This is a genomic window from Clostridium sp. HV4-5-A1G, assembly GCF_900184915.1.
GTDB lineage: Bacteria > Bacillota > Clostridia > Clostridiales > Clostridiaceae > Clostridium_B > Clostridium_B aromativorans.
Window position 1 is genome coordinate 1 of the sequence record NZ_FXYI02000204.1, and the last position, 5,871, is coordinate 5,871.

General features: G+C 30.2%; 6 protein-coding genes and 1 pseudogene. 6 read left to right on the forward strand and 1 reads right to left on the reverse strand.

The features are described 5' to 3' along the window. The 6 genes and pseudogenes from J5G60_RS16045 to J5G60_RS16070 all read left to right on the forward strand — a co-directional run. Positions 1-189, forward strand: a pseudogene (locus J5G60_RS16045) (dihydrolipoyl dehydrogenase); the annotation flags it as partial. 206 nt (positions 190-395) lie between these two features. Then, positions 396-1,703 carry a hypothetical protein gene (locus J5G60_RS16050; RefSeq protein WP_150357997.1) on the forward strand — a complete coding sequence of 436 codons (1,308 nt, stop codon included), beginning with the start codon at positions 396-398 and terminating at the stop codon, positions 1,701-1,703. Between the two features lie 38 nt (positions 1,704-1,741). After that, entirely contained in the window at positions 1,742-2,458 is a 717-nt protein-coding gene (locus tag J5G60_RS16055; protein ID WP_150357996.1) for a zinc dependent phospholipase C family protein, read from the forward strand. 100 nt (positions 2,459-2,558) lie between these two features. Beyond that, positions 2,559-3,098 (forward strand): class I SAM-dependent methyltransferase, encoded by a 540-nt coding sequence (locus tag J5G60_RS16060; RefSeq protein WP_179978281.1) that lies wholly within the window; start codon positions 2,559-2,561, stop codon positions 3,096-3,098. A gap of 54 nt (positions 3,099-3,152) precedes the next feature. Continuing rightward, positions 3,153-4,862: a B12-binding domain-containing radical SAM protein gene (locus J5G60_RS16065; protein ID WP_150357994.1), complete on the forward strand. Its 1,710-nt coding sequence runs from the start codon at positions 3,153-3,155 to the stop codon at positions 4,860-4,862. A gap of 20 nt (positions 4,863-4,882) precedes the next feature. Beyond that, positions 4,883-5,188 carry a hypothetical protein gene (locus J5G60_RS16070; RefSeq protein WP_150357993.1) on the forward strand — a complete coding sequence of 102 codons (306 nt, stop codon included), beginning with the start codon at positions 4,883-4,885 and terminating at the stop codon, positions 5,186-5,188. Between the two features lie 77 nt (positions 5,189-5,265). Here the strand turns inward: J5G60_RS16070 and def are convergent, their stop codons facing one another. Next, positions 5,266-5,742: a peptide deformylase gene (gene def / locus J5G60_RS16075; RefSeq protein ID WP_150357992.1), complete on the reverse strand. Its 477-nt coding sequence runs from the start codon at positions 5,740-5,742 to the stop codon at positions 5,266-5,268. Between the last annotated feature and the right edge of the window lie 129 nt (positions 5,743-5,871).

Consider the following 5,871-nt stretch of genomic DNA (forward strand, 5'->3'; position numbering starts at 1 on the left):
GAAATCCTTGGTGTTCACATCATGGCACCCAGGGCCACGGATCTCATAGGGGAAGCTGCACTTGCACTGAGGCTTGAGGCCACTGCAGATGAAGTTATAACTACAATACATGCTCATCCAACCATAAATGAAGCTTTCAAAGAAGCCGCGCTGGCTGTCCAAAACAGAGCTCTCAATTCTGTAAATTAAAAATTAATTTAATTTGAATAATTCTAAGCTTTAATAATTTTTTTATTGAGGCTTAGAATTATTTTTTAGAGGTGGTAACATGGTGAAATTTTCCGAAATTATAACATACAAATTATTGTAGTATTCTTTCTAAATAAACATTCATATGCAGAAAATTTTTTTAATATAATATTTTAGGATCTATATTTGAGGAGAGTATTATATTTATGAAAAAATTATTGAAAGTTTTATCAATGCTTGTGCTTATATCTGCATCAGTTTTTGCAATTCAATTTTATTTTGATAAAACACATCCCAAAATTCAGGTGGAGTTGAAAGACAACGCTCTAAGTTGTAGTTTGAAATATAGTGGGCTAAAGAACTCAGTTGATTTCACAGTGGATGAAAAGAATAATTATTACATAGCATATAAAAATAAAATACAGATTATAAAAGAAAATGGAAAGAGTTATGATATATTCAAAGATCCTGAGCTGGATATTCACAGTATAGACTATTTTAAAAATAACCTATATTATTCTTCGAAAGATAAAATATATTGCTATAACATGAAACAAAATAAAAATACAGTTCTTTTAGACAATCTCCCTAATTATGGAGATTATAAAGACAGCCTATTAAAAGTAAGAGGAGAATATATATATATATCCATAGGGGCTGCAACTAATTCAGCTGTAGTGGGGGATGACAACAAATGGGTTAAGAAGAATTTCTATGCCCATGATGTGACACCAGAGGATATAACCTTGAGGGGAATTAATTTCGGAAAGTACAAGAGAGGGGCATTTCAAAGTTATAATACAAAGAGCTTAAAGGGGCAGATAGTGCCACAGCATTTTCCAGGAAATGCCTCCGTAATAGTATATAATATAAAAAACGACAGCAGTGAAACTTTTGCCTGGGGGATAAGAAATATAGGCGGTATGGATTTTACAAGTAATAATAAACTTATATGCAGTGTTGGAGGTATGGAAAATAGAGGGAGCAGGCCTGTTATAGGAGATACGGATTATATATATGATATAGAGAAAAGTATATGGTATGGATGGCCGGATTACAGCGGCGGTGATCCAGTTACTTCTCCAAAATTCAAGAGTGTCAAAGGTTCACCACTGCAGTTCATACTTGACAACCACCCAAGCACAAATCCTCCGGCTCCATTATATCAGCATAAAAGTGTAGGTACTATAGGGACTTTAGCTGTAGATGCAAATGGAGATTTAAAATCGAGAGATTGTATATTTTTTTATGATAATTCAGATAATATGATCTATAGTTTTCGAGGAGCAGGTTCCCCTTTAGCAGAAGTTAAATTTAAGGATATTTCTAAAATTTCCAGTATAAAGATATACAATAAGTCATTGTTAACACTTGACGGAGAGAGTGGATATTTATATAGTATAAAAAGAGGCAAAATTAATGTAAAGCCGGAAGTAAATAAAAGCATTTACCTATATTTACTTTTAACGGTGATACTTGGAATTATATTGATTTTAAAGAATCAAAATTCTTGAAAGTGCATTAGTATATTTAAAGAGGAGATTATTATTGGATGAAGCGTGGAATTGAAAAAACTTATGGAAATGCTGTTAAAGGTATATTCCTTGCAGTAAACCCACTTAAGAAAAAGATCATGAAGACAAATTGTACTGTTCATAAGTTTATAATTATACAGGCTATAGAAATATTAAAGATCAATGGATATACGGAAGAATATAAGTTTTTTAAAAAATACGTAAAGGCTTTGAATATAGGAGTTACCTGGGCAGATCAAGATTTTAAGAGTTCAAATCATTTTTATCATATAACTAGAGGCAGAGGACTATACGGGTTTTCAGATGCACTGACAGAATGTAAGAAATATTACAATAGATCATTACAATTTCTGAAAGATAGAGAAATTCAAAGGGCTTTATTTTATTTTGGAGCATCCTGCCATCTTGTTCAGGATGTTACAGTCCCACATCATGTAAACAATAAGCTTTTAAACAGTCATAGAAAATTTGAACTCTGGATAATAGGAAAGCTTATGACAGATTATTCTTTTACTACAGAAGAGGAACCCATAATGTATGATAAAGTAGATGATTTTATAAAGAACAATGCCATAATGGCAAACAGCACCTATATAAAAAACAGAAATATAGAGTCCAGAGAGGAAAGATACGGTAGGATATCCATGATTATTATAAAAGAAGCTGAGAGGACTACAGCAGGCTTTATGCTTAAATATTTCAATGAAATAAAAAATTTAAAAATTCTTCCATAGCTTGGAGGATTTTTTTTCCTTTTACAGAACATATATAATAGGTATATAGCATATTATGTATTTTATTATATTTTTTACTATATGTTCATAAAGGATAGTGATTCGATTGAATAGAAATATATTTATAAATATGGAAAATGAAATATTTAAGGGAAACTTACTGGATGTAGGTCTTGACAATCAGGGCATAGTATATAATGTATATAAGCAATTTAACGATAACATAAATGTCGAATATATAAGTGGAAAAGATGAACGGAAAAATATAATGGAGGACTACTATGATAATTGTATACTGTTATTTTCTTTTGATAAACTCTGTTTTAATTTTAAAAAGAAAAATTTTATAATGAATATACATAGATATTTGAATAAAAATGGATTTTTGCATATATGGGATATAGACAAGGGATATAATAAAATTTTTTGTGGAGATATAAAAATAGCAGTACCTGGAGGAAAACTTAAGAAAATAAAAATAAGGGATTTTAATATTTTAAAAAATAGTTCTAAAGAAAATACTTTAAAGCTGCTGGAAGATTATTTTAAGGTTTTAGATTTTAGAAATTCAGATGGAATTTACTATATAAAGGCCAAGAAAAAAATATTGTCTAGTTTCAAACGAAATTCTAAATTGTAATTTGTGATGCCTATTAGAAAACTATGGTGATTTGGAGGTAAATAGGAAACTCATATGAAGATATTACTGACTGCATTGAACTCAAAATATATTCACAGTAATTTGGCAATAAGATATTTAAGAGCTTATACCGAGAAACTTGATTATGATTGTGTTATAAGGGAGTTCACAATAAATGATATACTGGATAGAGTTTTAGAGGAGATCATAAGTGAGAAACCTAACATAGTAGCTTTTTCCTGTTACATATGGAATATAGAGTATATCAAATCTCTGGCTGTACTGATTAAGCTTGTTGATCCTAAAATCCAGATTCTATATGGAGGTCCGGAGGTCTCCTATGACAGCTGTAAATTTTTAAAAGATGCTGCGGGAGAATACGTAATCATAGGAGAGGGAGAAGAAACTTACTGCGAATTTGTAAAACTTCAGATAGAAAATTTCAGGAATTCAGGTAGAGAAAATAGTGAAACAGATTTTTTAAAGCTTAAGAATATAAATGGACTTTGTTTTAAATGGAATAACAAAATAATTTTAAATGAATATAGAAGATTAATGGATATGAACAGAATAGTATTTCCCTATAAAGTGAAAGAGGATTTTCAAAATAAGATAATATATTACGAATCCAGCAGAGGATGTCCTTTTAACTGTAAATACTGCTTATCTTCAACCACTGCAGGTGTCAGATTTCTAAATATTGAAAGAGTGAAAGCGGAACTTCAATTTTTAATGAGAAAAAATATAAAACTTATAAAATTTGTAGACAGGACTTTTAACTGCAACCATGAATTTACTATGAAACTCTGGAAATTTATAATAGATACAGATACAAATATTACCTTTCATTTTGAGATCTCGGCAGATATCCTTACAGAAGATGAAATAGAATTACTTCAAAGGGCCCCTGCAGGAAGAATTCAACTTGAAGTTGGAGTTCAAACTACAAATGACAGGGTTCTAAATAATATAAACAGACATGTTGAGTTTCAAGAAATAAAGAGAAAAGTGAAAAAAGTAGAAAAAAACCACAATGTAAAACAGCATCTTGATTTAATAGCAGGACTTCCGGGAGAGGATTTTAGTTCCTTTAAAAAATCATTCAATGATGTGTATTCTGTGAAGCCAGAAGAAATTCAGCTTGGATTTTTAAAACTTTTAAAGGGATCTGACCTGAGGAAAGATGCAAAAAATTTGGGAATTGTATATTCTCCTTATGCCCCATATGAGGTTTTAAAAACAGACAACATAAGTTATGAAGAACTAGTTGTATTAAAAAGGATAGAGAAGATGGTAGATAAGTACTATAACTCTGGAAAGTTTACACATATACTAAATTATTTTACAACTAAGTTTAAAACCGCCTTTGACTTTTATTATGAATTGGGAATGTTTTTTTATAATAGTGGATATTTAACTAGAAATATATCATCGGCAGAATATTATAAGGTGTTTGTCGAATTTGAAGAACAGTATTTAAAGGAAAAAAATGTTGAATTAAATGAGATAATAAAATATGATTATCTTAAGTTCAATAAAAAACGATGGCTTCCAGATTTTTTATTGAGATATAGGGATAAATATGGAGAAAAACTTATAAAGCAAAAAATACAGGATAAGGATATAGCGGTATCGAAGAATTATTATCTTGAAAAATTTTCTATAAATATAGAAAAGCTCTTGAAAAGCTCCCTTATAGAAAAAGAAGATGGATATGTGGTATTTGACGGAGAAAGGGAATTATATTTTTTCGGCCATATTTAAATAATGAAGGAGTTGATATTATGAACTTGACTATTGATGACAGAGCCCTTGAATATGCAAGAGAAAAAGGCGGAGATTTTGTAGTTAAAACTGTTTCTACATCCGGAGGATGCTGTGCTATGGAAGTACGGGAGATAACTGTAGAATTTTCAAGTGATTTTAAAGGAAGCAATAAAATATTTAATAGGTACAACTATAAGGGTATAAATGTATATGTAGAAAGAGGACTTGAAATGGAGGAAGAAGTACTCATATATGAAAAAGCTAAGCTGCCTTTAATTGGAAATCTATTTGGTTCGAAGGGAATATCTGTAAGATATCTTTAATTATTTTTAGACTGGATATGAATTGAGCTGCCCTAAGGTATTAAAATAGGACAGCTTCATTTTTTTGCCCAATTATATTAATCTGAATCTTTTACCTTATATACTTTTTTTGCCCTGTCTGTATACAAAATGCCGAACAAATGATCTATTTCATGGCAAAATACATTGGATACAATTCCATCAACTTTGTAAGTCAATTCATTGCCCTCTATATCCTGACTTGTCACTAAGATTTTTTTTGGCCTTATCACAACTCCTTCATATCCTGGATAACTCAGGCATCCTTCTACACTTTCCTGTCTGCCTGTTTTTTTGATTATTTTAGGATTTATTAAAATTATAGGCTTAGAATCTTCTTTTTTTAAGTCTATAACTACAATTTTCCTGAGTATTCCTATTTGAGGAGCAGCGAGGCCAACACCGTCAGGACTGTTATTTAAAGTATCCTTAAGATCTTCTATAATTTTCAGAATTTCATCGTCTATTTCTTTCACTGGTCTGCTAACTCTATTCAGCAATTTATCTCCAAATTGCAATATCTTTCTTATTGCCAAATATATTACCTCCCTATTAATCTAATCGCCAATAAATAAATTATACATTTATTTCATAAAAGGATCAATTTAGATTTAATAGCTTTACATTTTGAGTTAACTATTATATTATTAGTGTATATATAAGAG